The sequence below is a fragment of the Caballeronia sp. ATUFL_M2_KS44 genome, assembly GCF_023630965.1.
In the GTDB taxonomy this organism is placed as follows: domain Bacteria; phylum Pseudomonadota; class Gammaproteobacteria; order Burkholderiales; family Burkholderiaceae; genus Caballeronia; species Caballeronia concitans.
The window spans coordinates 46,178-70,881 of the sequence record NZ_JALQEA010000015.1; the positions used below are offsets into that span (position 1 = coordinate 46,178).

Genomic DNA, 24,704 nt, shown 5'->3' on the forward strand with positions numbered 1-24,704 from the left:
CACGAGGGCCTTGCTTCCTGAGACTTCAGAGCGGCTTGAAGCGTGGCGTGCCGTCTTCGAGCGTCTCGTCGAACATCGCGGCCGGCCGCACCCACAGGCCGCGGTCATGCGGCCAGAGATGTTCATAGACCGTCATTGCTTCTTCGGTCTCGGAATGCCGCGCGACGCCGATCACGCGATAAAGCCCGCCCTTGTAATGCCGATGCGTGGCAAGCGCGAGTGCTTCGGATTCTGTCATGGTCGATTGATCCTGCTGATTCATACGGAACGGCGATCGATCATCGCGCGCGCGATGGTGCCCGCATCGACGTATTCGAGTTCGCCGCCCACCGGCACGCCGCGCGCGAGCCGCGTCACCTTCAGTCCTTTCGACTTGAGCGTCTGCGCGAGGTAATGCGCGGTGGCTTCGCCTTCGTTCGTGAAGTTGGTGGCGAGCACCACTTCCTGCACGATGCCGTCGAGCGCGCGGTTGATGAGCCGGTCGAAGTGAATTTCCTTCGGACCGATTCCGTCGAGCGGACTGAGCCTGCCCATCAGCACGAAATAGAGCCCGCGATACGTGAGCGTCTGCTCCAGCATGATCTGATCGGCGGGTGTTTCGACGACGCACAGCAAGGCCGGATCGCGCTCTTCGTCGAGGCAGACTTCGCAGATGGTCGCCTCGGTGAACGTGTTGCACTTCTCGCAGTGGCGCAGATGCCCGGTCGCGAACAGGAGCGACTGGCCGAGCTTCTCGGCGCCCGCGCGGTCATGCTGCATCAGGTGATACGCCATGCGCTGCGCCGACTTGGGGCCGACGCCGGGCAGCGCGCGCAGCGCTTCCACGAGCGCCGACAGGGCGGAAGGTTGTTTCATGTGTCCTCATGACGCGCCCCGCTCGGAGGCGCGCAGATTTAGAACGGCAGCTTGAAGCCGGGCGGCATCGGCATGCCGGCCGTCATGCCGCTCATCTTTTCCTGCGTGGTGGCTTCGGCCTTGCGCACGGCGTCGTTGAACGCGGCGGCGACCAGGTCTTCGAGCATGTCCTTGTCGTCGGCGAGCAGGCTCGGGTCGATCGACACACGCTTCACGTCGTTCTTGCAGGTCATCGTCACCTTCACGAGACCGGCGCCCGACTGGCCCTCGACTTCGATCAGCGCGAGCTGGTCCTGCATCTTCTTCATGTTTTCCTGCATCTGCTGAGCTTGTTTCATCAGCCCGGCGAGTTGGTTCTTCATCATGGTTCGGCTCCTTCCTGAAAAGCGGATATGCGGATGGCGACAAGCGCGCCGCCACGTACGGCGGCGCGCCTTTTCTTACTGTGCTTGCTGGGCCTGCTGTGCGGACGCGCCCGATGCGAGCGGTTTGATCGAACCTTCGACGATGCTCGCGCCGAAATCGCGGATCAGCGACTGCACGAACGGATCGCGCTCGATCTCCTGCTCGGCTTCCTGCTGGCGTTTCGCGCGTTCGACGGCATCGAGCGCGGCGGCGGTGCGGCGCACCGGGCCGACGTCGACCTTGACCTCGATCGCGCGGCCGAGCTTGTCGGCAAGCGCCGCCTTGAGCTTCGCGACGTGCGAAGCGTCGGCGTACATTTGCACGGCGACCGACAGCGTGACGGAATTCGCGTCGCAGGCGGTCAGTTCGCTATTGAACGCGAGTTGATAAGCGACGCCTTTCAGCGGCAATTCGACGGCGATCGCGGCCCATTCGACTTCGACGCCGAGGGCATCGAGCGGCATGGCGGGCGGCAGCGGCGGCGTATCGATTTTCGGCGCGGCCTTGGGCGCGGGACTGGCGCTAAAGCGCATGTCATCGGGACCGCTGTCGAACGCGGGCACGAAGCCGTCATCGGGCGGCATGAAGTACTCGTCTTCCGACAACGCCGGCGGGTAGTCGTCCGGCGGCATGTCCTCCCACGGCGGAACGACCTTCGCGGCTGGCTTGGGCTGCGGTTGGGACGCGGCAGCGGGCGGCGTGGGCGCATCGCGACGCGGCGTGGGCACCGGGACTTGCACGGCTGGCTTGGCTGCGGGCTTCGGCGCGGCGGGCTTCGCGGCTGCCGGCGCATTGGCCGGAACCGCCGATCCCGCGCGCGCCCCGCGATCCGACGATAACTTCATGCCCGCGCTGCGCAGCACTTGGAGCGCGGCACTTGCACCGCTTCTGCCGGCCGGAGCGGCAGGATTGGCCGGCTGCGCTTCAGGTGAGTTTTGCGATTGATTCGCGGCGTCATCCGCTGCCTGTCGTGCGGCAGCGGGAAGCGGCGCGGATGCGGCGGGCGGAACGTCCGTAGCTTGACTCGGCTCGACTGCGCGCGTCGCGACGACTGGCGGCGCATCCTTGCTCGTTGCGACCGCGCTTGGCGCAGCCGGTTCTTCCGCCCGCGACGGCGTCACGCCAGCCGCAGGTTCAGGCCGATCGGCCGTCGCAACATTCGCGGCCTTCGTGGAAACCGGCGCCTGCGCGACCGCACGCTCCGCCATGGACCCGGCGAGCGCGGCGCTGCGCTGCGCCTTCGCCGCTTGCGGCGCGCTCACGGCGACACCGCCGCCGCCCGGCCCGCCCGCCGGCTCGAACGCCAGCATGCGCAGGAGCGTCATCGTGAAGCCGGCGTATTCGTCGGGCGCGAGGCCCAGTTCGCCGCGCCCCACCGTCGCGATCTGATAGAACAACTGCACGTGCTCGGCGGAAAGCATTTCCGCGAAGCGCCGGATGTCCGCGGCTTCCGGCCACTCGTCCAGCACCGACGACGGCGCGAACTGCGCCCATGCGATTCGATGCAGCAGGCTGGCCAGATCCTGCAGCGCCGTCGAAAACGACAGACTGCGCAGCGCCATCTCATCGGCGATGGCGAGCACGCCTGCGCCATCGCTTGCGGCGAGGGCATCGATCAGGCGAATGAGATAGCTCTGATCGAGCGCGCCGAGCATGCCGCGCACCGCTTCCTCGGTGACCTCGTTCGCCGAATACGCGATAGCCTGATCGGTCAGCGAAAGCGCGTCGCGCATGCTGCCGTCCGCCGCGCGCGACAGAAGCCGCAGCGCCTGCGGCTCGAACGTGATCTGCTCCTGCTGAAGAATGTTCTCCAGATGCGAAACGATATGTCCCGCCGGCATCTGCTTCAGATTAAACTGCAGACAGCGCGAAAGCACGGTGACCGGAATCTTCTGCGGATCGGTGGTCGCGAGAATGAACTTCACATGCGGCGGCGGTTCTTCCAGCGTCTTCAGCATGGCGTTGAAGGCGTGGTTCGTCAGCATGTGAACTTCGTCGATCATATAGACCTTGAAGCGCGCATCGACGGGCGCATAGACCGCGCGCTCCAGCAAGGCGGCCATTTCATCGACGCCGCGGTTGCTCGCCGCATCCATTTCGACGTAATCGACGAAACGGCCCTCGTCGATTTCCCGGCACGCGCGGCACACGCCGCACGGCTTCGACGTCACGCCGGTTTCACAGTTGAGCGCCTTCGCGAAGATGCGCGAGAGCGTCGTCTTGCCGACGCCGCGCGTGCCCGTGAAGAGATACGCGTGATGCAGGCGGCCGCCGTCGAGCGCGTGCGTGAGCGCCCGAACGACGTGCTCCTGGCCGACGAGCGACTCGAACGATTTCGGCCGCCATTTGCGTGCGAGAACTTGATAGGTCATGCGCGAAATTGTATCAGCAACGACTTGGGGCAAACGCCGTTCGGACGGGCGATGCAGCCGTCGGGAAAGCCCTCTTCCGGCGCAATGACGAAGACGCAAACGCGCGCGATGAAGCCGCCGCCCGGGCCGAAGACAATGATAAAGATGGGGGAGAAACTACAGAAGAAAAGCGTGCAGCAGAAAAGCGGAAGGTGACGAGCCCGACCCTCGGCACTGGTGGAAAGCGGCTGTGGCTGCTTCGTTCCCGACCTGACCAGGTTGACCGCGCCACCATGCGAGGAGGCCCGTCACGTCGAATTGTATCACGCCCCGCGCACGGCCCGGAAGCCCGAAGTCAACGCCCTCTTGCGCACCGCGGATTCGCCCTCAGATCGGTGTTGTCGGGCCGCGCTGCCATCGACCTATCGGACATCGGCAACGGATAGCAAAGTAGGCTAAGATGACACATGACTTATCCGTGACCGGCACTTTGCGCCGACAGGCGCCACGGCGTTCGGAGAACGGAGTGAGTTGCACCTGTGCAGCGAAAATCCTTTTCAGTTTTGGTGTATCGTGGCGAGCATTCCAACGCGGCCTCGAATCAATTGAGGTATTCAGACAATGAGCGAATCAATCAAGCACATCAGCGACGCTTCTTTCGAACAGGACGTCGTCAAGTCGGATAAACCTGTCCTTCTCGACTTCTGGGCCGAGTGGTGCGGTCCGTGCAAGATGATTGCCCCGATCCTCGACGAAGTCGCCAAGGATTATGGCGATCGCCTGCAGATCGCGAAGATCAACGTGGACGAGCATCAATCCACGCCGGTCAAGTTCGGCGTGCGCGGCATTCCCACGCTGATCCTGTTCAAGAATGGCGCGGTCGCCGCGCAAAAGGTCGGCGCGTTGTCGAAGTCGCAACTGACCGCATTCCTCGACAGCAACCTGTAACGGCATCGTCCGGCGCCGGCTTTCGCTCCTTCGCGGCGGCCCCGATACGATCGCACCCGCCGATGTTGTCGCGCGACAACATCGGCTGAAAAGCCCCGCCCCCGGCCTTTCCGAGGCTCGCGCGGCGTGTGCTATGCTAGAATTACAAGACTTCAAGAAGTATTAAGTCCTAGAGCGGTTCCGCTCACCTCTTCCCCAAATCTTTCTGTTGCACCTCTTCTCCCTGGCGGGAAATCCGTATGCATTTATCCGAGCTCAAGTCTCAGCACGTGTCTGCACTGATCGAGATGGCCAATGGCCTCGAGATCGAAAATGCGAACCGCCTGCGCAAGCAGGAATTGATGTTCGCGATTCTTAAAAAGCGCGCCAAGGCGGGCGACACGATTTTCGGCGACGGCACGCTCGAAGTGCTGCCGGACGGCTTCGGTTTCCTGCGCTCGCCCGAGACTTCGTATCTCGCGAGTACGGACGATATCTATATCAGCCCGTCGCAGATCCGCCGTTTCAATCTGCATACCGGCGACACGATCGAAGGCGAAGTGCGCACGCCGAAAGACGGCGAGCGTTATTTCGCGCTCGTCAAGGTCGACAAAGTCAACGGGCAGCCGCCCGAGGCCTCGAAACACAAGATCATGTTCGAGAACCTCACGCCGCTGCATCCGAACAAGCCGCTGCCGCTCGAACGCGAAATGCGCGGCGAAGAGAACGTCACGGGCCGCATCATCGACATGATCGCGCCCATCGGCAAGGGCCAGCGCGGTTTGCTGGTCGCATCGCCGAAGTCGGGCAAGACGGTCATGCTGCAGCACATCGCGCATGCGGTGAAGGCGAATCATCCGGACGTCGTGCTGTTCGTGCTGCTCATCGACGAGCGTCCCGAAGAAGTCACGGAAATGCAGCGCTCGGTGAAGGGCGAAGTGATCGCTTCCACGTTCGACGAACCCGCCGCGCGTCACGTGCAGGTCGCCGAAATGGTCATTGAGAAGGCCAAGCGCCTCGTCGAAATGAAGCACGACGTCGTGATCCTGCTCGACTCCATCACGCGTCTCGCGCGTGCGTACAACACGGTCGTGCCGGCATCGGGCAAGGTGCTGACGGGCGGTGTCGATGCCAACGCGCTGCAGCGTCCGAAGCGCTTCTTCGGCGCGGCGCGCAATATCGAGGAAGGTGGTTCGCTCACGATCATCGGCACCGCGCTGATCGAAACGGGCAGCCGCATGGACGACGTCATCTACGAAGAGTTCAAGGGCACCGGCAACATGGAAGTGCACCTGGAACGCCGCCTCGCGGAAAAGCGCGTTTATCCGTCGATCAACCTGAACAAGTCGGGCACGCGCCGCGAAGAACTGCTCATCAAGCCGGATCTGCTGCAAAAGGTCTGGGTGCTGCGCAAGTTCATTCACGACATGGACGAAGTCGAAGCCATGGAATTCCTGCTCGACAAGATCCGTCAGACGAAGAGCAATTCCGAGTTCTTCGACATGATGCGCCGCGGCGGAAGCTGATTCGTCCCGCTGCGTCACGCACGAAAAAGCCGCCTGCATCGTCAGGCGGTTTTTTTTGTCTTTCGCGCGCAGAGTCCTTCGTACAATCCGGTTTATTTCCCCGACCCGCCCGACCGATGGCCAACCTCTTCACCCGCTGGTTCGGCGCGCAACGCCGCGAGCGCGCGCTGCGCAAGTACGCAATCGACGACGCCCTCTGGCAGCGCACGCTCGACGCCTTCCCGTTCTATCGCCATCTAAGCGATGCCGATCGCCAGCGCCTGCGCGAGACGACGAGCCTTTTCATCGCGCAGAAGGAGTTTTCCACGGCGCACGGGCTCGAATTGACCGACGAGATGATCGTCTCCATCGCCGCGCAAGCGTGCCTGCCGGTGCTCAATCTCGACCTCGATCTATATAGCGGCTGGGTCGGCGTGATCGTGTATCCGGGCGAGTTCGTCATCAGGAAGACGGTGGAGGACGAGGCCGGCGTCGTCCACGAGATCGAGCACGATGCGAGCGGCGAAGCGTGGGAAGGCGGCCCGGTCGTGCTCTCGTGGGAAGACACGCAGATGGCCGACGCATCCGACGCGTACAACGTCGTCATCCACGAATTCGCGCACAAGATCGACATGCTCAACGGCGAAGCGGACGGGCATCCGCCGCTCTTTCGCCGCTGGCACGCGCCGCTCGACAACGCCGTGTGGTCCGACGTGTTCGACAACGCCTACGATCAGTTCTGCGCCCGCGTCGATGGCGTGCCGCAGCGGCGCTGGAGCCGTTTCGAGCGCGAATCGCTGATCGATCCTTATGCGGCGGATCATCCGTCGGAGTTTTTCGCGGTGTGCAGCGAGGCGCTGTTCGTCACGCCCGAGGCGTTCGAGGCCGAATACCCGGAGCTGTATCGGCTGCTCGCGCGTTATTACCGGCAGGATCCGGCGGGCGTCGGCGCGCTGGCTGCTTCGTCGGCGTGATCGGAAAAGTGTCAACCGACTGATTTTCTGGCATAATCGCCGTTTTTCGACCCTAGGCAAGTGACTCGCGAAGGCCACCGTAGAAAACGGTGCGGCGGGTTGGCTACCGCCAGATACCAGGAAAGACCATGAAAGAAGGCATTCACCCGGATTACCGCGAAGTCCTGTTCGTCGACATGTCGAACGACTTCCGATTCGTGACCCGCTCGACCATCCAGACGCGCGAAACCGCCGAATTCAACGGCAAGACCTACCCGCTCGCGAAGATCGAAGTGTCGTCGGAATCGCACCCGTTCTACACCGGCCAGCAGAAGATCATGGACACGGCCGGCCGCGTCGAGAAGTTCAACAACAAGTTCGCACGCTTCTCCACCAAGAAGTAAGTCGGGCTTCGAGTTTCAAAGAAAGGGCAGCTTCGGCTGCCCTTTTTTGTCGCTTCGCGTTATTAAGCAAGCGCTTTCGCCCGGCGTTGCGCAATCGGCTCACGGCGCGCGCTCTGCACCCCGACACGACTACAATGCCGGATGCTCCGGCCCCGCTGCACCGTCGTCGCACGTCCCAGCGGCCCGTCCTTCCATCAAGCCTTCTCGCATGCGATCTGTCGTTCGTCTGACCGCCTCCGCCACCAGCGCCCTGCCGCGCTGGCTGCTGCTCGCCATCTGCATCACTTATGCGTCGTTCGGCCTGTTCGGACGCGATCCCTGGAAAAACGAGGACGCGGCAGGCTTCGGCGTGATGTGGACGATGGCCAACGGCGACGCCCGCGACTGGCTCCTGCCGAACCTGCTCGGCAAGGCCGCGACCGGCGACGGCCCGCTGATGTACTGGCTCGGCGCATCGTTCATTCGCGTGCTGAGTCCGTGGGTCGATGCCAGCAACGCCTCGCGCGTCATCACCGGACTGCTCTTCTGTCTCACGTGCGCGTTCGTGTGGTATTCGGCCTATCTGCTCGGCCGGCGCGATGAAGCCCAGCCCTTCAAATACGCGTTCGGCGGCGAGCCGGAACCGCGCGACTACGGCCGCACGCTCGCCGACGGCGCGCTGCTCATTCTGCTCGCCTGCTTCGGCCTGGCCGAGCGCGGCCACGAAACCACGCCGCAGCTCGCGCAGTTCGCCGGCACCGCGATGCTCATCTACGGCCTCGTGCGCAGTCTCGACAAGCCGGTACACGGCGCGCTCGTGTGGGGCACGGCGATCGGCATCGTCGGGCTGTCGAGTTCGCCGGTGCTGGTGTTCGCGCTCCTGCTCTGCACGCTCGCGATGACCGTCATCGTGCGTCAGGTGCGCGCCGCGCCGCTGCTGATTTTCGGCTTGCCCGTCGCGGTCGTGCTGATCGCCGCCTGGGTGCTGCCGACGCTGCATTTCTTCCCCGACGACGGCGAATGGTGGTTGCGCCAATGGTGGCGCAACAGCTTCCACACGTTCACGGGGCCGCCGTCGCTGGAATTCGGCTACGCGATCAAGAACCTGCCGCTCTTCACGTGGCCCGCGTGGCCGCTCGCGATCTGGGCGTTCGTGAGCTGGGGCGGCATGCGCCGCTCGCCGCACGTCGCGGTTCCGCTGTCGATCATCGGGCCGCTGCTCGTGCTGGTCGTGCTTCAGGCGCACGAAACGAACCGGCTCTTCATGCTGCTTCTGCCGCCGCTTTCCGTGCTCGCGACCTTCGCGCTGCCGACGCTCAAGCGCGGCGCGATCAACGCAATCGACTGGTTCGCGATGCTGAGCTTCACGATCATCGGCTCGCTCGTCTGGCTCGTGTGGACGGCCGGCATGATCGGCTTTCCCGCGCCGATGGCCCGCAATCTCGCGCGCCTCGCGCCCGGCTTCCATCCCGAGTTCAAGCTGATCTCGTTCATCTGCGCGGTGGCGGTGACGGTCTGCTGGTTCATGCTGGCGCGCTGGCGTCTCACGCGTCATCCGAAGGTGCTGTGGCGCAGCGTCGTGCTGTCGAGCGCCGGCACCACGCTGATGTGGGTGCTGCTCATGACGTTGTGGCTGCCGGTGGTCAACTACAGCCGGACGTATCGCGATGTCGCGGAGCAGATCGCCGCGCACCTGCCGCCGGACTACAACTGCATTTCGCCCGTGCGTCTCGGCGATGCGCAGATCGCCACTTTCGCGTATTTCGGCGGCATGCAGTTTGCGTTCGACGAGGATTGCGACGTGATCCTGCGTCAGGATCGCGCGGATTACGGCGATCCGTCGTCGATATCGGCGTACCAGTGGAAGCTCGTCTGGGAAGGCCGGCGCGTCGCCGATCGCGACGAGCGCTTCCGCCTGTACGTGCGCATCGAGCGCCCGGTTCCGCCGGCGAAGAAACCCGTGCGCCCGAGAAGTCTGCGCCGGCCGCAGTAAAGGACATGACCACGATATCTCCTCTTCGCAGCGGCACGACCGGCATGTGGAGCGACGTGCGCAGAATCGCGTCGCTCGCGTGGCCGGTGCTGATCGGCCAGCTCGCGGTTATCGCGTTCGGCGTGATCGATACCGCGATGGTCGGCCGTTTCTCCGCCACCGATCTCGCCGCGCTCGGCTTGGGCTCGTCGGTGTATATCTCCGTGTACATCGGGTTGACGGGCATTCTCGTCGCGTTGCAGCCGATCGCCGGGCAGCTCTTCGGCGCGGGCCGCGAGAGCGAGATCGGCGAGGAGACGCGCCAGGCGTTGTGGCTCGCCGCGGCGTTGACCGTCATCGGCTTCGTGCTGCTCTATTTTCCCGAACCGCTTCTGAGTCTCGCGAAGGCGCCGCCCGCGCTGCACGACCGCACGGTCGACTATCTGCGCATTCTGTCGTTCGGCCTGCCCGCGAGCCTCGTGTTCCGCGTCTATAGCTCGCTGACGAACGCCGTCGGCAAGCCGCGCCTCGTGATGTTTCTGCAGGTCGGCAGCCTGATGCTCAAGTTTCCGCTCAACACCTGGTTCATTTTCGGCGGCTTCGGCGTGCCGGCGCTCGGCGGTCCCGGCTGCGCGCTCGCGAGCACGCTGATCAACTGGGCGCTCGCCGTCGTCGGCATGGCGGTGCTCGTCAAGTTCGAATTCTTTCGCCCGTTCGGCATCTTCGCGCGCTTCACGTGGCCCGCGTTCAGGCGGCAAGTCGCGCTCTTACGGCTCGGCATTCCGATGGGCCTCTCGTATCTGATCGAAGTGACGTCGTACACGTTCATGGCGCTCTTCATCTCGCGTTTCGGCACGACGACGCTCGCGGGCCATCAGATCGCGGGCAACCTCGGCGCGGTGCTCTACATGACGCCGCTTTCCATCGGCATTGCATCGTCGACGCTGGTGTCGCAAGCGCTCGGCGCACAGCGTTTCGGCGACGCCGCGTCGATCTCGCGCCACGGCATCGGCATGGCGTGCGTGCTGGCCTTCGTCTACGGCGTGGTGCTGCTGGCCGCGCGCCCGCACGTGATCGCCGCGTATACGCCCGATCCGAACGTCATCGCCGCCGCGATGCCGCTCGTGCTCATCATCTTCTTCTATCACCTCTGCGACGCGCTGCAGATCACCACCGCGTTCGTCCTGCGCGCGTACAAGGTGACCATCGTGCCGACCGCCATCTATGCCGTCGCGCTGTGGGGCATCGGGCTCGGCGGCGGCTATCTGCTCGGCTTCGATGTCGGCGGCGCGGTTCCGGCGTCGTTGCAGGGCGCGCGCGGCTTCTGGATCGCCAATTCGCTGAGTCTCGGCGTCGCGGGCGTCGGCCTTTTGCTCTACTGGCGGCGCGTCAGCGCGCGTCATCTCGGCACGGCCTGACCGCGCGAGGCGAATTCGTCGAAAAGCGTCGATACGCCGACAATCCGCAGAAAGAATGCCGTAGGCCTCCAGTAAAATCGCGCGTCGGAGAAAACCGGAGCGTGTGGATGAGCCGCGTCATCAACAAACAAAAATGGATTCTGGCCGCAACCGCCGTACTCGCCGCGCTGGCGTCCAGCGTCGCGATTCATCGGGCCGATGCCGCACGCGCCGTGAGCGTGTCGCCGCAAGGCAAGGTCGCGCAGGTGAGGCAGGTCGTCGTCAAGTTCGACGAAGCGATGACCCCGCTCGGCAACCCCAACGCCGCCGCACCGGCCAAGCTCGCGTGTGACGGCGCGCCGGCCGCGGCCACGGCGGGCAGCGCGCGCTGGATCGACCAGAAAACCTGGGCCTTCGACTTCAACGCCGACCTGCCGCCCGGCGTGCGCTGCGCGGTCGATCTCAACGCGGGCATCCAATCCGCCGATGGCAACGCGCTCGCGGGCCCGAATCACTTCACGTTCCAGACCGGCGGGCCGTTCGTCACGCGCATCGAGCCGAGTTACGGCGATATCGAGGAAGACCAGGTTTTCGTGCTGCGCCTGAACGGTCCGGCGACGCAAGCGTCCGTGCTCGATCACGTCTGGTGCGAATCGAACGCGCTCGGCAACCGCATTCCCGTGCGCATGGCCGACACCGCGACGCGCAACGCGCTCATCGAACACTTCCACTATCAGAAAGAAAGCGACCGCGTGCTCACGCTCGCGTGCGGGCAAACGTTGCCGTCCGCGACCAAGATGCAGCTTGTCTTCGGCCAAGGCGTGACGGGGCCGAGCGGCATGCCGAACGACGTCGAAAAGCGCTTCAGCTACACGGTGCGCGAGCCGTTCAAGGCGGCCTTCACGTGCGAGCGCGAGAACGCGAAGGCGCCCTGCACGCCGCTGCGTCCGTTGCGGCTCACGTTCACCGCGCCGATCAATCGCGCCGATGCCCAAAAGTTCGTCCTGCGCGGTCCCAAAGGCACGGTCGCGCCTCACTTCGATCCGGACAACAAGGATGCCGAAGCAAGCGCCATCGAATTCGCCGCGCCGCTGCCGGAGCGCGCGAATCTGACGATCGAAGCGCCGTCGAATCTGAAAGACGTGAGCGGCCGCGTGCTTGCGAACGCCGATCTCTTCCCGCTCGCGACGGCCACCGCGCCCATGCCGCCGCTCGCGAAGTTCTCGTCGGGCACGTTCGGGATCATCGAACGCTTCGCGGAGCCGAACATGCCCGCGATGCTGCCCGTCACGCTGCGTCATGTCGAAGCGGACTTGCACGTACGGGGGCTCAATGCGGGCACGTCGACGATCACGCGCCTCAAGCTCGACGCCGATGCCGACATCCGCCGATGGATGCGCACCGTCGATGCGTTCGACGGCATCGCGATGTCGCGCTCGGGCGTCGAATCGCGCATGCGCGAGGCGCTGCATAACGGCATCGCGCCGGTCATCGTCCGCAACGAAGACGGTTCGGTCGGCAACGATCCCACGATCGACATTCGCTCGCTCTCGCTTCTGACGAAGCGCGCGGGCGTCGAGACGCTGACGCTGCCCGCCGACGATCCGAAATCGCTGCGGCCGTTCGAAGTCGTCGGCATTCCGTTCAGCAAGCCCGGCTTCTATGTGGTCGAGCTGGCGTCGCCGGCGCTGGGCGCGTCGCTGATGGGCAAGCGCCAGGCGATGTACGTACGCACGTCGGTGCTCGTCACGAATCTCGGCGTGCATTTCAAGCAGGGGCGCGAAAACAGCGTCGTCTGGGTGACGACGCTCGACAAGGGCAAGCCGGTGCCGAATGCGCAGGTGCGCGTGACCGATTGCCGGGGCAGGCAGCTCGCCACCGGCATGACCGACGCGCAAGGCATCGCGAAGATCGACAAGGCGCTCGTGGAGTCGCGCGACTGCGGCGAAGACAATCTTAGCGACGGCGGCTTCTTCGTGTCGGCGCGCGTGGACGATCCCGTGACCGGTCCCGACATGGCCTTCGTGCAATCGGACTGGAATCGCGGCATCGAATCGTGGCGCTTCGACGTGCCGACGGACATGAGCCCCACGCGCACGACGCGCGCGCACACGGTGTTCGACCGCACGCTGCTGCGCGCGGGCGAGACCGTATCGATGAAGCATCTGCTGCGCGTCGAGACGCTCGGCGGCTTCGCGTTCGCCAAGCGCTATCCGACGCGCGTGACGATCCGCCATATCGGCAGCGGCCAGACGTGGCATCTGCCGCTCGCGTGGGCCGCCGACCATAGCGCCGACTCGACGTTCACCGTGCCCGCAGCGGCGAAGCTCGGCGAATACAGCGTGTCGCTCGACGACGGCGCGGCCAGCGCCGCCGGCAATGACGACGACAACGAACGCGCGGTGAGCGGATCGTATGAAACGGGCAGCTTCCGCGTCGAGGAATTCCGGCTGCCGGTGTTCAAAGGCTCCATTTCGGCCGGCGACAGCAAATCGCCCGGACTCGTCGCGGCGCGTGAAGCGCCCGTCTCCGTGCGGCTCGAATACGTGCAGGGCGGCGCGGCATCGAACGTTCCGGTGCAGGTGTCGGCGCTCGTGCGCGATACCGCCCCGCCCTTCGCATCGCAATTCGAATCGTTCAGCTTCGCGCCGTATCGCAAGCCCGCGAACGACGGCGCGAGCGCGCCCGCCGAGGATCAGGACGGCGACGGCAGCGACGATCAGCAGCAAGGCGATTCCACGACCAAGCTCGTCGCCGACAAGGTGCGCGTGACGCTCGACCGCGACGGCGCCGGCAAGCTCACGGTCGCGCCGCTGCCCGCCGTCGACTCGCCGAAGCGCCTGGCGCTCGAAGCCAGCTTCGCCGATCCGAACGGCGAAATTCAGACGATCAGCGGCGCAGCGACGCTCTGGCCCGCCGAGGTCGCCGTCGGCGTGAAGGCGGGACACTGGGTATCCGTCGGCGATACGGTTCCGGTTCAGGCGCTCGCGCTCGACCTGCAAGGCAAGCCGCGCGCGGGCGTATCGATCGAAATCAAGGGCATTGCGCGCGTGATGTCGAGTTCGCGCAAGCGCATGGTCGGCGGTTTCTACGCCTACGACAATCACAGCGAAACCAGCAATCTCGGCACGCTCTGCAGCGGCAAGAGCGACGACCACGGCCTCGTCACCTGCGACGCGAAGCTGAAGCAGGCGGGCAACGTCGATCTGATCGCGGTCGCGAAAGACGGCGACGGCCGCGAAGCCAACGCGAGCACGTCGGTCTGGGTGACGCGCGAGGACGAACTCTGGTTCGGCGGCGAAAACACCGACCGCATCGACGTGCTGCCGGAAAAGACCAGCTACGAGCCGGGCGAAACCGCGCGCTTCCAGGTCCGCATGCCGTTTCGCGCGGCGACGGCGCTCGTCGCGGTGGAACGCGAAGGCGTGATCGAAACGCGGGTCGTCGAACTGAACGGCAAGGATCCGACCATCGACCTGAAAGTGCAGGATGCATGGGGGCCGAACGTGTACGTGTCGGTGCTCGCGCTGCGCGGGCGCGTGCGCGAAGTGCCGTGGTACTCGTTCTTCACGTGGGGCTGGAAGGCGCCGGTGGAATGGGCGCGCGCGTTCTGGTACGAAGGACGCCAGTATCAGGCGCCGACGCCGCTCGTCGATCTGTCGAAGCCCGCGTTCCGCTACGGGCTCGCATCGATCAAGGTCGGCACGGCGTCGCACAAGCTCGCGGTCAGCGTGACGCCGGACGCGAAGTCGTATTCCGTGCGGGCGAAGGCGCATGTGAAGATCAAGGTCGCGCTGCCCGACGGCAAGCCCGCGCCGGCCGGCACGCAGATCGCCGTCGCTGCAGTCGATGAAGCCTTGCTCGAACTGATGCCGAACCGAAGCTGGAACGTGCTCGACGCGATGTTGCAGCAGCGCGCGTACGGCGTCGAAACGGCGACCGCGCAGATGGAAATCGTCGGGCGGCGGCACTTCGGGCGCAAGGCGGTGCCTGCGGGCGGCGGCGGCGGACATAGCGCGACGCGCGAACTCTTCGATACCCTGCTCCTCTGGAATCCGCGCGTGACGCTGGATGCGAACGGCGAAGCATCCGTCGACGTGCCGCTCAACGACGCGCTCACTCGCTTTCGCATCGTCGCGATCGCGACTGTCGGCGCGGGACGCTTCGGCACGGGCAGCGCGTCGATTCAGAGCACGCAGGATCTGCAACTGATTTCGGGCCTGCCGCCGCTCGTGCGCGTCGGCGATGCGTTCCGCGCGCAGGTCACGCTGCGCAACGGCACGGACCGCGCGATGCGCGTCGTCGTCACGCCGCACGCGGGCGCGCTCGCGCTCGACGCGCGGACGGTCGAACTCGCGGCGGGATCGTCGAAAGAATTGGTCTGGGACGTGGCCACGCCCGACGTGCTCGGCGCGAACGCTTCCGCCGCGCTCGCGTGGGACGTGAGCGCCGTCGAACAGGGAACCGGCAAGGCGAGCGATGCCGTGAAGCTCACGCAGCGCGTCGTCGCGGCGATTCCGGTCACGGTGCAACAGGCGACCATCGCACAGGTGGATGGCACGCTGGCGTTGCCCGTCGCGCCGCCCGCCGACGCGAGCCGCTCGACGAACGGCATCGTGCGCGGGGGCGTCGCGGTATCGCTGCAGCCGAAGCTCGCGGACGGCCTGCCCGGCGTGCGCCGCTGGTTCGAGCGCTATCCGTACAACTGCCTGGAGCAGCAGACATCGCGCGCGCTCGGTTTGATGGACGCCGCCCAGTGGCAAGCCGTGCTCACGCGCATGCCCGCGTATCTCGACCGCGACGGCCTCGCGAACTACTTCCCGCCGCCCGACGACACGCGCCCGACCGGCAGCCCTGCGCTGAGCGCGTACCTGCTCGCCGTCTCGGATGAAGCCGGCAAGCTGGATCGCCGCTTCGCGCTGCCCGCCGATCTGCGCGACCGCCTCGCGGCGGGCCTCGCGAATTTCGTCGATGGCAAGATCGAACGCAAGTTCTGGGCGCCGCGCAACGATCTCGACTTCGAGAAGCTCGCGGCCATCGAAGCGCTCTCGCGCTACGGTCTCGCGCAGCCGCGCATGCTGGGGTCGATCACGGTCGCGCCGAATCAGTGGCCGACGTCCGCGGTGCTCGATTACTACGCGATCCTCTCGCGCGTCGACGGCATTCCTGATCGCGAAGAGAAGCGCGCGCAGGCCGAGCAGATCGTCCGTGCGCGGCTTACGTATCAAGGCACGCGCCTCAACTTCTCGACCGAACACGACGACGATCTCTGGTGGCTCATGACGAGCGTCGAAACGAACGCCGCGCGCACCGCCCTTCTGTTCGCGGATGCGCCCGGCTGGAAGGACGAGATGCCGCGTCTGGTCGCCGGCCTGCTCGCGATGCAGCAGCACGGCGCATGGCAGACGACCACGGCCAATCTGTGGGGAGCGCTGGCGGTCGGCCGCTTCTCGCGTCTCTTCGAAAGCACGCCGGTCACCGGCAGCACGGCGATCGCGCTCGGTTCGTCGGCGCAGCGCGTGAACTGGGACGCAGCCGCGCCCGTCGCGACGGCGTCGGCCACGTCGCCCATGTCCGCCACGCCGATCACGAAGACCGCGAACACGCGCAGCACGATACTGCCGTGGTCCACCGGCCCGCTCACGCTCACGCAGGACGGCACGGGCAAGCCGTGGGCGACGATCGAAAGCCTCGCGGCGGTTGCGTTGAAGGCGCCGCTCGCGGCCGGCTACCGCATCACGAAGACGGTCACGCCCGTCGAGCCCGCCGTCAAGGGCGAACTGTCGCGCGGCGATATCGTGCGCGTGCATCTCGACATCGACGCGCAAAGCGACATGACGTGGGTCGTCGTGAACGATCCGATTCCCGCCGGCGCGACGATTCTCGGCTCGGGCCTCGGTCGCGATTCGGAAGCGGCGACGCAAGGCGAGAAGCAGGACAGCGGCGCGTGGCCGGCGTTCGTCGAGCGCAGCTTCGACGGGTATCGCGCGTATTACGACTATCTGGCGAAGGGCAAGCTGCAGGTCGAATACACGATGCGCCTCAACAACGCGGGCACGTTCGGCCTGCCGCCGACGCGCGTCGAAGCGCTCTACGCGCCCTCGACGTTCGGCGCGCTGCCGAATGCGCCGATGGTCGTCAAGCCGCTCGCGGCGAAGTGACATCGTGAAGCGCGCCGCCACGTTCGTCGTCGCCATGATGCTCGCCGCGGCCGCTCACGCCGCGCCGGGCTTCGACGAAGTGCGCGCGAACTGGCGCAGCTCCGACTGGCTCCTGCTCGACCGCGACGGCGAGACGCTGCAGCGCACGCGCATCGACACGAGCGCGCGACGCGGCGACTGGATCGCGCTCGCGGATGTATCGCCCGCGCTGCGCGAAGCGATCGTCGTTTCGGAGGACAAACGATTCTACGAACACGCGGGCGTCGACTGGCGCGGAGCCGCCGCCGCCGCGTGGGGCAACCTGTGGAACACGCGCACGCGCGGCGCATCGACGGTGACGATGCAGCTCACCGGTCTCATCGGCGACGAAGGCAGGAAGCCGTCCGGACGCCGTTCCATCGCGGAAAAGGCGCAGCAAACGGTGAGCGCACTGTGGCTCGAACGCACGTGGCGCAAGGATCAGATTCTCGAAGCCTATCTGAATCTCGTGCCGTTTCGCGGCGAGATCATCGGGCTGTCGGCGCTGTCGCAGACGCTTTTCGACAAGGCGCCATCCGGTCTCGACGAACGCGAATCCGCACTCGCCGCCGCGCTCGTGCGCGCGCCGAATGCGCCGTACGCGAAGGTCGCGGCGCGCGCGTGCGCCATCCTGCGCGACATGCGCACCTTGCACGCAAACGCCAAAACGAGCGCCGCTCCCGATCCGTGCGTCAATCTCGACAGCTACGCGCAACTGACGCTCACGCGCACCGCATCGGCGCCGGCTTACGTCCGCAGCGACGACGCGCTCGCGCCGCATCTCGCGCGGCGCATCGCGAACGAAGCGCATCCGGCGGCGGGCGCGCGCGTGCGTTCGACGCTCGATGCGCGGCTTCAGCGCTTCGCCCGCGACACGCTCGCCCGCACGCTCGCCGAACTGAATGCGCGCGCGCATCCGCGCAACGTGCACGACGCGGCGGCGATCGTCATCGACAACGCATCCGGCGACGTGCTCGCGTGGGTGGGATCGGCGGGCGGTTTGTCAAACGCAGCCGAGGTCGACGCCGTGCTCGCGCAGCGTCAGGCCGGCTCGACGCTCAAGCCTTTCCTGTACGCGCAGGCCATCGACGAAAAGCGCCTCACCGCCGCCACGCTGCTCGACGACGCCCCGCTCGATCTCGCCACGGGCGGCGGCCTGTATATCCCGCAAAACTACGATCACGACTTCAAGGGCTGGGTCAGCGTGCGCACGGCGCTCGGTTCGTCGCTGAACGTGCCGGCGGTGCGCGCGCTCGTGCTGGTCACGCCGCATCGCTTCGCGAAGACGCTCGTCGCGCTCGGCCTGCCGCTGTCGCAAGCGGGCGATTACTACGGCTTCAGCCTCGCGCTAGGCAGCGCCGATGTCACGCTCGCATCGCTTGCGAATGCGTATCGGGCGCTGGCGAACGGCGGCGTCGCGCGGCCGCTTTTCGATCTCGCGGATCACGCGCCCGCGCCTTCGGGCAAGCGCGTGTTCAGCCCGGAAGCGAGCTTCATCGTCACCGACGTGCTGGCCGACAATAACGCGCGCACCCGCACGTTCGGCTTCGACAGCGTGCTCGCGACCCGCACCTTCAGCGCGGTGAAGACGGGCACGAGCAAGGACATGCGCGACAACTGGGCGGTCGGGTTCACGTCGCGCTACACGGTAGGCGTGTGGGTCGGCAACGCTGACGGCGCGCCGATGTGGGACGTCTCCGGCGTCACCGGCGCGGCGCCCGCGTGGAATGCGATCGTCAATTACCTGCATCGGCGGACGACGAGCCGCGCGCCTAACGCGCCGCCGGGCGTCGTGAAGACGCGCGTCGCGTATCAGAACGACATCGAGCCGACGCGCGACGAATGGTTCGTGCGCGGCACGCAGATGGAGCGCATCGGCTTGACGGCGAACGCGGCGGCGGGAACGACGGCGAACGCAGTTCGTGCCGATGCTGCCGCCGCGAAAATCGGCGCGCCGACCGACGGCACCATTTTCGCGCTCGACCCCGACATTCCGCCCGCGCGCCAGCGCGTGTGGTTCGAGCGCGCGGGCGGCGGCGCACGTCTGACATGGCGGCTCGACGGCAAGCCGTTCGGACACGACGCCCGCGCCGCCTGGCTGCCGTGGCCGGGTCGTCACGTGCTCGAACTCGTCGATGCGCGCGGCGAAACGGTCGACCAAGTCGGCTTCGAAGTGCGCGGTGCGTTCGCGAAAGCGGCCGCGCCCGATCGAAATAGACTGCGCGGGCGGCGAAAAAATTGGCATAGCGAACGATTGCGCGCGTTCGATTGCTTCGCGGCACGTTCCGCGCTTTTCCAACGTTAAGAATTGTGCGCAAATGCGGCGTGCCCGGCGAGGTCATGCACAATGCCCCACGGTCACCGTCCGGGACGCGGAATTGTCCTATGCTTAACGGCGTCGTCCCGCGTGGCCGGTCCGGCGTTGCGTGCCGGAACGTTGCCCGTCCACTGTTTCATCCACTTTTGCCCGGAGTGTCGTCATGCTGAGAAAGCTGTTGATTCTGTGCGTTGGATTCCTGCTGTCCATCGGCGTCGCGTTTGCCGCCGTCGATGTCAATACCGCCGATCAGGCCGCTCTCGATTCGGTGAAAGGCCTCGGGCCGGTAAAATCGAAGGCGATCGTCGACGAACGCACGAAAAACGGTCCGTTCAAGGACGCGGACGATCTCGCGAACCGCGTCAAGGGCCTCGGTGTGAAGTCGGTGGCGAAGCTGGAGGAAAACGGACTGACCATCGGCGGATCGTCGCTGCCGCCGACCGGCAAGACGTCGAAGTCCGCGCCGGTGACCTCGCAAGGCGCCGCCGCGCCGAATTCGACGGTCAAGTCATCGACGGCGGCGACCGCGGCAACATCGCCTGCGGCCACGAACGAGCGCACGCCGGCTGTCGCACCGGCGTCGGCTCCGTCGGCGTCCGGCAAGAAAAAGTCGAACGCGACGGCTACCGCTGCATCCGCGCCTGCCGCGACGAGCGACGCGAAACCCTCCAAATCCAAACGCAAGAAAGACAAGGCGGCGAGCAGCGCGGCCGCCAGTGGTCTGTAATTGCGCACCGCAACCCAACTTTCGTAGAGACTGACATGAGCCTACTCGATATCCTCGCCTCTTCCCTCGGCAATTCGTCGCCACAAGGCGGTCAAGGTGGCCAGGGCGGCGGCCAGACCGCGCTGATCGCGGCGGCGCTCGAATTCGTGAACAGCCAGCCCGGCGGCATCATGGGGCTGATCCAGCGTTTCCATCAGAACGGCGCGGGCGATATCGTCTCGTCGTGGATCGGCACCGGCGAGAACAAGCCGATCAGCCCGGGCGTGCTGACCAACGTGCTCGGCGCGGACAACGTCGGCGCGCTCGCGCAGAAGGCCGGCGTCTCGGGCGACCAGCTTTCCGGCATGCTGGCGGCAGTGCTGCCGCATATCGTCGATCGCGCGACGCCCAACGGCGAAGTGCCGCCCGAAGGCAAGCTGGATCTGACCGGCGTGCTCGGCTCGCTCGGTGGCCTCGCGGGTCTGTTCGGCAATAGCGAGCAGCCGAAGCAAGGCTGAGCGCGCGCCTTTCGCACGTCGCGATAAAAAAAACCCCGTCCGGCTCGCGCCGGACGGGGTTTTTTGCGGGCCGGGAGACGCGCTGTCAGTCCATCGACGGCTCGCAACGGCTCTCAGCCGCGTGCGCCCTGCCCGGCCGCCCCAACGCCATCACGCGCTGCAACGTCACGAGACCGAGCACGGCGAGTCCCGCGCCCAGCATGAAGTCGGTTTCCACGCCCGCGCGGTCGACAATCGCGCCGCCCACGGCGGAACCCGTCGCGATCGCCACCTGAATGATGCTCACGAACATCGCGGAGCCGGCTTCCGGATAATCCGCCGTGCCGCGCTGAATCCACACGCTGAAGCACAACGGCAGCGCGCCGAACGCGACGCCCCAGATCAGCATCGCGACCGTCTCGCCGATATGCGAATGCCCGAGCAGCAGCATCGACAGGATCGCGGCGAGCAGCAGCACGATCATCGCCGCCACGGATTTGACGAGATGCGTGCCGACCAACGTCGACATGATCGCGTTCGAGAAGAAACCGATGACGCCGAAGCCGAGCAGCAGCAACGTGATCGCGTTCAGCGAAAAATCCTGTTCGAGCAACGGCGCGATGTACGTGTAGGTCGAAAAGTGCGCACCGAAAGCGAACGCGACCATCAACATGCTCAGTCGCGCATGCGGCCTCGCGAGCAGCGCCTTGAAGTCGTGGATGCGCAAGCCGGACGCCGACGGCAAGCGCGGCACGAGCAGCGCCTGCGCGGTCAGCGCGACGGCGACGAGGCCCGCGGTCGCCGCGAACGAAAGCCGCCACGACGAAAACGACGCGATGAAGATGCCGAGCGGCACGCCGATGACCGTCGCGAACGTCACGCCCGTCAGGATGATCGCCGTCGCTCGCGCTGCGTCCTTGCCCTGCACGAGTCGCGGCGCCGCCGCCGTCGCGAGCGTCCAGAAGCCGCCGAGCGCCGCGCCGAGCATTGCGCGGCCGATGAGCATCGTCGCGAAGCCGGGCGCCATCGCGCAGACGACGTTCGACACGAACAGAACCGCCGTGAGCAGCAAGAAGACGTATCGGCGATCCATGCGGCCCGCGCCGATGATCAGCGTCGGCGCGAAGATGGCGGCCATGACGCCGGGCGTCGTCACCATCAGACCGGCGATGCCGGGACTCACGCCCAGATCGTGCGCGATTTGCGGCAGCAAGCCGACCGGCAGGAATTCCGCCGTCACGAAGGCGAACGCGCTGACCGCGACGGCAAGCACGGCAAGCCACTCGCGTATCGTGGTTGAAAGGCCGTCCGATGTTCCGGGAAGCGTGGGGGCGTCGATATGCATGGCGATGGAAACGGAAAAATGAGGGCGAAGCCGTGGCTGCGACAGTCGCAAAACCGGCGCGCGGCGCGTTCAACACGAACCGCCGACGCTACGAATGAAGGACTGTAGGGGAACGGGCGGCGCCGAAAAAGGCCGGCGCCTCGAATTGACAATCCGGGTCAGGCGAACAATCGCGCGGGAATCCATGTGCCAAAGCGGTTTCCCGACAGCGCGCCGCGCAAAGAAAAAAGGCAACGAATCGCTTCGTTGCCTTTCGAAGTCCTCTTCATCGAAGAAGAGGCGCGTTCAACTCAATGCACCACGCGATCGAACACGAACTCGCCTTCGCGGACATCGACCGGAATGACATCCTTCGGTCCGAAGCGCCCCGCGAGAATCAGCTTGGCGACCGGATTTTCGATCTCCTGCTGGATCGCGCGCTTCAGCGGCCGCGCGCCGAACACCGGATCGTAGCCGACCTTGCCGATCTGCTCCAGCGCCGCATCCGACACGTCGAGCTGCATGTCGAGCTTCGCGAGCCGGTCGTGCAGACGCTGCAACTGAATCTTCGCGATCGATTCGATATTCGCGCGATCGAGCGAATGGAACACGACCACGTCGTCGATACGGTTCAGGAATTCGGGCCGGAAATGCAGCTTCACTTCTTCCCAGACCGCGTCCTTCACCTTCTCGTGCGGCTCGTCGACCATGCTCTGAATCACGTGCGAACCGAGATTCGACGTCATCACGATCACCGTGTTCTTGAAGTCCACGGTGCGGCCTTGTCCGTCCGTCATGCGGCCGTCGTCCAGCACTTGCAGCAGCACATTGAACACGTCCGGATGCGCCTTCTCGATTTCATCGAGCAGAATCACGCTATACGGCTTGCGACGCACGGCTTCGGTCAGATAACCTCCTTCCTCGTAGCCGACATATCCCGGCGGAGCGCCGATCAGCCGCGCGACGCTGTGCTTCTCCATGAACTCGCTCATGTCGATGCGGATCAGATGGTCTTCCGAATCGAACAGGAACGCCGCGAGCGCCTTGCACAGTTCCGTCTTGCCGACGCCCGTCGGCCCGAGGAACAGGAACGAGCCATACGGACGGTTCGGATCGGAGAGACCGGCGCGCGAACGGCGGATGGCGTCGGCGACCGCGCCGATCGCTTCGTCCTGACCGACGACGCGCTCATGCAGCTTGCTTTCGATCTGCAGCAGCTTTTCGCGCTCGCCCTGCATCATGCGCGACACCGGAATGCCCGTCGAACGCGACACCACTTCCGCGATTTCCTCCGCGCCCACTTGCGTGCGCAGAAGACGCGGACGCGTCGGATTGTTCTGCTCCTGCGATTCCGCCTGCGTCACTTGCTTGAGCCGCGCTTCGAGTTCCGGCAGCTTGCCGTATTGCAGTTCGGCGACCTTCTCGAGCTTGCCTTCGCGCTGCAGACGCGCAATGTCGGCGCGCACTTTCTCGATCTCTTCCTTCAGTTGCGCGCTGCCCTGCACCGCGGCCTTTTCGGCGGTCCAAATTTCCTCGAGATCGGAATACTCGCGGTTCAAGCGCTCGATTTCCTCTTCGATGAGTTGCAGCCGCTTCTGCGATGCCTCGTCCTTCTCCTTCTTCACGGCCTCGCGCTCGATCTTCAACTGGATGGTCCGTCGCTCCAGCTTGTCCATCTCTTCGGGCTTCGAATCGATTTCCATCTTGATGCGCGACGCCGCTTCGTCGATCAGATCGATGGCCTTGTCCGGCAAGAAGCGGTCCGTGATATAGCGATGCGACAGTTCCGCCGCCGCGACGATGGCCGGATCGGTGATCTCGACGCCGTGGTGCAGCTCGTACTTTTCCTGCAAGCCGCGCAGGATCGCGATGGTCGCTTCCACCGACGGTTCATCGACCAGCACCTTCTGGAAACGACGCTCCAGCGCCGCGTCCTTCTCGATGTACTTGCGGTATTCGTCGAGCGTGGTCGCGCCGATGCAATGCAGCTCGCCGCGCGACAGCGCCGGCTTCAGCATGTTGCCCGCGTCCATCGCGCCTTCGGCCTTGCCCGCGCCGACCATCGTGTGAATCTCGTCGATGAAGACGATGGTCTGCCCTTCGTCCTTCGCGATGTCGTTCAGCACGGCCTTCAGGCGCTCCTCGAACTCGCCGCGATACTTCGCGCCCGCGAGCAGCGCGGCCATGTCGAGCGACAGCACGCGCTTGCCCTTGAGCGTTTCCGGCACTTCGCCGTTGACGATGCGCTGCGCCAGTCCCTCGACGATCGCCGTCTTGCCGACGCCCGGCTCGCCGATCAGCACCGGATTGTTCTTCGTGCGGCGCTGCAGGATCTGGATGGAGCGGCGGATTTCGTCGTCGCGGCCGATGACCGGATCGAGCTTGCCGGCGCGCGCGCGCTCGGTCAGATCGACGGTGTATTTCTTGAGCGCCTCGCGCTGGCTTTCGGCGTCCTGGCTGTTGACCTGCGCGCCGCCGCGCACGGCGTTGATCGCGGCTTCCAGCGCGCGGCGCGTGAGCCCGTGCTGCTTCGCGATGCGGCCGGCTTCGCCTTTATCGTCGGCGACGGCCAAAAGGAACATTTCGCTCGCAATGTACGTGTCGTTGAGCTTCTGCGCTTCCTTGTCGGCGTTGTTGAGCAGGCCGGCGAGTTCGCGGCTGATCTGCACGTTGCCATCGGTGCCCTGCACTTGCGGCAGACGACCGATCGCTTCGTTGACCGCCGCCTGCAGCGCCTGAACCTGCACGCCCGCATGCGACAGCAGCGAGCGCGCGGAGCCGTCGCGCTGCGCGATCAGCGCGGACAGCAGATGCACGGGCTCGATGTATTGATTGTCGTTGCCAACCGCCAGGCTCTGCGCGTCGGACAGTGCTTCCTGAAACTTGGTTGTGAGTTTGTCGATTCTCATTTTTGGAAAGCTCCAATTCTGAAT

General features: G+C 65.6%; 16 protein-coding genes and 1 other RNA gene. 10 read left to right on the forward strand and 7 right to left on the reverse strand.

Going from position 1 to position 24,704, the window contains the following annotated elements; genetic code table 11:
- Window positions 1-25: 25 nt before the first annotated feature.
- From NCR39_RS07790 to ffs, 5 genes are all read right to left on the reverse strand, one after another.
- Window positions 26-238, reverse strand: coding sequence for a DUF1653 domain-containing protein (locus NCR39_RS07790; RefSeq protein ID WP_250451687.1), 213 nt, complete (start codon window positions 236-238; stop codon window positions 26-28).
- Window positions 239-258: 20 nt separating this feature from the next.
- Entirely contained in the window at window positions 259-855 is a 597-nt protein-coding gene (recR, locus tag NCR39_RS07795; RefSeq protein WP_250451688.1) for a recombination mediator RecR, read from the reverse strand.
- 38 nt (window positions 856-893) lie between these two features.
- Window positions 894-1,220, reverse strand: coding sequence for a YbaB/EbfC family nucleoid-associated protein (locus NCR39_RS07800; RefSeq protein WP_014191628.1), 327 nt, complete (start codon window positions 1,218-1,220; stop codon window positions 894-896).
- A 75-nt stretch (window positions 1,221-1,295) separates the two neighbouring features.
- On the reverse strand, window positions 1,296-3,632 hold the full coding sequence (gene dnaX, locus NCR39_RS07805) for a DNA polymerase III subunit gamma/tau (protein ID WP_250451689.1): 2,337 nt from the start codon (window positions 3,630-3,632) through the stop codon (window positions 1,296-1,298).
- Between the two features lie 190 nt (window positions 3,633-3,822).
- An RNA gene (ffs, locus tag NCR39_RS07810) (signal recognition particle sRNA small type) lies at window positions 3,823-3,921 on the reverse strand.
- A gap of 311 nt (window positions 3,922-4,232) precedes the next feature.
- Between ffs and trxA the strand changes: the two genes are divergently transcribed.
- The 10 genes from trxA to NCR39_RS07860 all read left to right on the forward strand — a co-directional run bounded on the left by trxA (window position 4,233) and on the right by NCR39_RS07860 (window position 20,468).
- Window positions 4,233-4,559 carry a thioredoxin TrxA gene (gene trxA, locus NCR39_RS07815; RefSeq protein ID WP_008349330.1) on the forward strand — a complete coding sequence of 109 codons (327 nt, stop codon included), beginning with the start codon at window positions 4,233-4,235 and terminating at the stop codon, window positions 4,557-4,559.
- Window positions 4,560-4,798: 239 nt separating this feature from the next.
- Window positions 4,799-6,064, forward strand: coding sequence for a transcription termination factor Rho (gene rho / locus NCR39_RS07820; RefSeq protein WP_040050151.1), 1,266 nt, complete (start codon window positions 4,799-4,801; stop codon window positions 6,062-6,064).
- Between the two features lie 116 nt (window positions 6,065-6,180).
- Entirely contained in the window at window positions 6,181-7,017 is an 837-nt protein-coding gene (locus NCR39_RS07825; RefSeq protein WP_250451690.1) for a M90 family metallopeptidase, read from the forward strand.
- Window positions 7,018-7,145: 128 nt separating this feature from the next.
- Window positions 7,146-7,400, forward strand: coding sequence for a type B 50S ribosomal protein L31 (locus NCR39_RS07830; protein WP_040050153.1), 255 nt, complete (start codon window positions 7,146-7,148; stop codon window positions 7,398-7,400).
- Between the two features lie 208 nt (window positions 7,401-7,608).
- The gene (locus NCR39_RS07835) at window positions 7,609-9,372 is read left to right on the forward strand and encodes an ArnT family glycosyltransferase (RefSeq protein ID WP_250451691.1); all 1,764 of its coding nucleotides are present in this window, start codon (window positions 7,609-7,611) and stop codon (window positions 9,370-9,372) included.
- 44 nt (window positions 9,373-9,416) lie between these two features.
- Window positions 9,417-10,769, forward strand: coding sequence for an MATE family efflux transporter (locus tag NCR39_RS07840; protein ID WP_250451764.1), 1,353 nt, complete (start codon window positions 9,417-9,419; stop codon window positions 10,767-10,769).
- A gap of 107 nt (window positions 10,770-10,876) precedes the next feature.
- Window positions 10,877-16,909, forward strand: a complete 6,033-nt coding sequence (locus NCR39_RS07845) for an Ig-like domain-containing alpha-2-macroglobulin family protein (protein WP_250451692.1) — start codon at window positions 10,877-10,879, stop codon at window positions 16,907-16,909.
- Window positions 16,872-19,232 (forward strand): penicillin-binding protein 1C, encoded by a 2,361-nt coding sequence (gene pbpC / locus NCR39_RS07850; protein WP_502800187.1) that lies wholly within the window; start codon window positions 16,872-16,874, stop codon window positions 19,230-19,232. Before NCR39_RS07845 ends, pbpC begins: the two co-directional genes overlap by 38 nt.
- Window positions 19,233-19,407: 175 nt before the next feature.
- Window positions 19,408-19,971 (forward strand): ComEA family DNA-binding protein, encoded by a 564-nt coding sequence (locus NCR39_RS07855; RefSeq protein WP_250451693.1) that lies wholly within the window; start codon window positions 19,408-19,410, stop codon window positions 19,969-19,971.
- 35 nt (window positions 19,972-20,006) lie between these two features.
- Window positions 20,007-20,468 carry a YidB family protein gene (locus tag NCR39_RS07860; protein WP_250451694.1) on the forward strand — a complete coding sequence of 154 codons (462 nt, stop codon included), beginning with the start codon at window positions 20,007-20,009 and terminating at the stop codon, window positions 20,466-20,468.
- A gap of 85 nt (window positions 20,469-20,553) precedes the next feature.
- Here the strand turns inward: NCR39_RS07860 and NCR39_RS07865 are convergent, their stop codons facing one another.
- Window positions 20,554-21,792, reverse strand: a complete 1,239-nt coding sequence (locus tag NCR39_RS07865; protein ID WP_250451695.1) for an MFS transporter — start codon at window positions 21,790-21,792, stop codon at window positions 20,554-20,556.
- Window positions 21,793-22,082: 290 nt separating this feature from the next.
- Window positions 22,083-24,680, reverse strand: a complete 2,598-nt coding sequence (gene clpB, locus NCR39_RS07870; RefSeq protein WP_040050160.1) for an ATP-dependent chaperone ClpB — start codon at window positions 24,678-24,680, stop codon at window positions 22,083-22,085.
- Window positions 24,681-24,704: the final 24 nt, after the last annotated feature.

Coding starts and splice junctions, on each gene's coding strand:
- NCR39_RS07790 (WP_250451687.1), bottom strand. CDS start 238: ATGACAGAATCCGAAGCACTCGCGCTTGCCACGCATCGGCATTACAAG.
- recR (WP_250451688.1), bottom strand. CDS start 855: ATGAAACAACCTTCCGCCCTGTCGGCGCTCGTGGAAGCGCTGCGCGCG.
- NCR39_RS07800 (WP_014191628.1), bottom strand. CDS start 1,220: ATGATGAAGAACCAACTCGCCGGGCTGATGAAACAAGCTCAGCAGATG.
- dnaX (WP_250451689.1), bottom strand. CDS start 3,632: ATGACCTATCAAGTTCTCGCACGCAAATGGCGGCCGAAATCGTTCGAG.
- trxA (WP_008349330.1), top strand. CDS start 4,233: ATGAGCGAATCAATCAAGCACATCAGCGACGCTTCTTTCGAACAGGAC.
- rho (WP_040050151.1), top strand. CDS start 4,799: ATGCATTTATCCGAGCTCAAGTCTCAGCACGTGTCTGCACTGATCGAG.
- NCR39_RS07825 (WP_250451690.1), top strand. CDS start 6,181: ATGGCCAACCTCTTCACCCGCTGGTTCGGCGCGCAACGCCGCGAGCGC.
- NCR39_RS07830 (WP_040050153.1), top strand. CDS start 7,146: ATGAAAGAAGGCATTCACCCGGATTACCGCGAAGTCCTGTTCGTCGAC.
- NCR39_RS07835 (WP_250451691.1), top strand. CDS start 7,609: ATGCGATCTGTCGTTCGTCTGACCGCCTCCGCCACCAGCGCCCTGCCG.
- NCR39_RS07840 (WP_250451764.1), top strand. CDS start 9,417: ATGTGGAGCGACGTGCGCAGAATCGCGTCGCTCGCGTGGCCGGTGCTG.
- NCR39_RS07845 (WP_250451692.1), top strand. CDS start 10,877: ATGAGCCGCGTCATCAACAAACAAAAATGGATTCTGGCCGCAACCGCC.
- pbpC (WP_502800187.1), top strand. CDS start 16,872: ATGCGCCGATGGTCGTCAAGCCGCTCGCGGCGAAGTGACATCGTGAAG.
- NCR39_RS07855 (WP_250451693.1), top strand. CDS start 19,408: ATGCTGAGAAAGCTGTTGATTCTGTGCGTTGGATTCCTGCTGTCCATC.
- NCR39_RS07860 (WP_250451694.1), top strand. CDS start 20,007: ATGAGCCTACTCGATATCCTCGCCTCTTCCCTCGGCAATTCGTCGCCA.
- NCR39_RS07865 (WP_250451695.1), bottom strand. CDS start 21,792: ATGCATATCGACGCCCCCACGCTTCCCGGAACATCGGACGGCCTTTCA.
- clpB (WP_040050160.1), bottom strand. CDS start 24,680: ATGAGAATCGACAAACTCACAACCAAGTTTCAGGAAGCACTGTCCGAC.